Source organism: Bartonella sp. AP36NXGY, from assembly GCF_042195865.1.
In the GTDB taxonomy this organism is placed as follows: Bacteria; Pseudomonadota; Alphaproteobacteria; order Rhizobiales; family Rhizobiaceae; genus Bartonella.
In genome coordinates this window covers 1-1738 of the sequence record NZ_JBHIPD010000088.1, presented here as the reverse complement: position 1 = coordinate 1738, position 1738 = coordinate 1, and the positions used below count along the sequence as shown (strand labels likewise).

The window sequence follows — 1738 nt, the reverse complement described above, 5'->3', positions numbered from 1 at the left end:
GTGGCAAGCTAGAGCTTACCGCACCGGAAGGCATAAAGATTGTTTCAGAAAGCGATATAAATTTAAACGCAAAAGGCGGCATCTCTTTGAAGGCAGGTAGTAGCATTTCACTGAATTCGAATGATAGTCTCTCTCTTCATTCTGGAAATAATGTTTCCATTCATTCAAGTGGATTAAGACATAACGGCACCAATGTAGGAGCAACACATGTTCATGGTGGTGTTTCCCCTGGTGGTTCTATGACAGGAGGTCCCAATTGAACAGTGGAATGGACCGCACAACGGGAAAGCCATTAACCGGCATTGATCATTTGCGTCAATCAATCCTTGATATTTTGTTAACGCGGATTGGTTCGCGTGTAATGCGGCGTGATTATGGTTCACGTGTTGCTGAACTCATTGATGCACCGGTTAATAATGCTTTTGCTGTTGCTCTTTATGCTGCTGTTGCTGAGGCTTTAGACAAGTGGGAACCGCGTTTTAAATTGAAAAAAATTGATTTTAAAAGGGGTGAGAATGGACACGTTTCTTTATCCTTTGAAGGCATTTATTTGCCATCCGGCAAGCCCATTACCATGGAAGGATTATTGATAAAATGAATGGAGTGCTTGCAAAACCAGACATCATCACAGAACTTTCTTTTGAAGAAATACGCGCTGCTGCTCTTGTCCATTTAAAAGAGCTTTTGCCTGAATATACCATTCTTGAAAGTGATCCGGCCGTAAAAGTCATAGAGGCTTTTAGCTATCGAGAGTTGCTTTTAAGACAGCGTATTAACGAGGCAGCACGCAACAACATTCTTGATTTTGCAACCGGTGAATCTCTTGATGCTTTGGGAAACTGGCATGGTCTTGCCCGCATGGAGGGTGAAAGTGACGAGAGATATCGTGAACGCATACAGCTTCATGCCCGTGGAGGAAACGGAAGTGGAACAGAACCCTATTACAAACTTATCGCCTTAACAGCCGATAGTCGAGTGAAAGATGCCATTATCTATCGTAAAGGCAAAGACCCAACCATCTATGTTGCTCTTTTTGGTAATAATGAAGAAGGAACAGCCTCTGAAGATCTCATACAAGCAGTTTCACAAGCTCTTCACAGAAAAAATATCATCATGACCAATGATACAATCATTGTTCACGCTGCTGTCAAAAAAGTGCTGGATTTAGAAGCAGATGTTTGGCTGTTACCAGAAACATCTTTGAAAATTCTCACAACAATGGAAACAAATTTACGCACGGCTTGGAAACAAGAACAAGCCATTGGTCGTGAATTAAGCCTCTCGTGGTGGATTTCAAAACTAATGATTGCTGGTGTCCAGAAAGTGATTGCCATTACCCCAACACAAGACAGTATGGTTTGTGATGAAGAAATTTTATCGATTGGAAAAATCACCTTAAACTTCAAAGGACGTGCCCGCTAATGGTTGGTTCCCTCCTTCCCACAAACGCGACAGAATTTGAAAAGCGCCTTGCCGATGCTTGCGATTTTCATCAAGATATTGATGGTTCTGTTTTGGGGATTTCACGCGCAAAACTGATCACACGCCCTCCCCGTTTCTTGCCGTGGTTGATTGAAGAATACGGGCTTGGTGAACTGACACCTTATGTTCCAAATCTCTATGATTTGATTGATCAAGGGCTTCAATGGCAGAGGATACGTGGCTCCCTTGCGGCAATAGAGATGGGGCTTGAATGGCTAGGGATTTCGGCACGCTTTCAACCCGCCTGGACGGGGCG

General features: G+C 43.4%; 3 protein-coding genes and 1 pseudogene. All 4 read left to right on the top strand.

All coding sequences use genetic code 11. The features are described 5' to 3' along the window. Positions 1–260 (top strand): annotated as a pseudogene (locus ACFINX_RS09950) (phage baseplate assembly protein V); the annotation flags it as partial. Further along, positions 257–598: a GPW/gp25 family protein gene (locus ACFINX_RS09945; protein ID WP_375612353.1), complete on the top strand. Its 342-nt coding sequence runs from the start codon at positions 257–259 to the stop codon at positions 596–598. The pseudogene ACFINX_RS09950 and the gene ACFINX_RS09945, both read left to right, overlap by 4 nt. Beyond that, entirely contained in the window at positions 595–1422 is an 828-nt protein-coding gene (locus ACFINX_RS09940) for a baseplate J/gp47 family protein (protein WP_375612352.1), read from the top strand. Before ACFINX_RS09945 ends, ACFINX_RS09940 begins: the two co-directional genes overlap by 4 nt. Next, a partial coding sequence (locus tag ACFINX_RS09935; protein WP_375668783.1) for a phage tail protein occupies positions 1422–1738 on the top strand: 317 nt, incomplete at its 3' end. The genes ACFINX_RS09940 and ACFINX_RS09935, both read left to right, overlap by 1 nt.

Coding starts and splice junctions, on each gene's coding strand:
- ACFINX_RS09940 (WP_375612352.1), top strand. CDS start 595: ATGAATGGAGTGCTTGCAAAACCAGACATCATCACAGAACTTTCTTTT.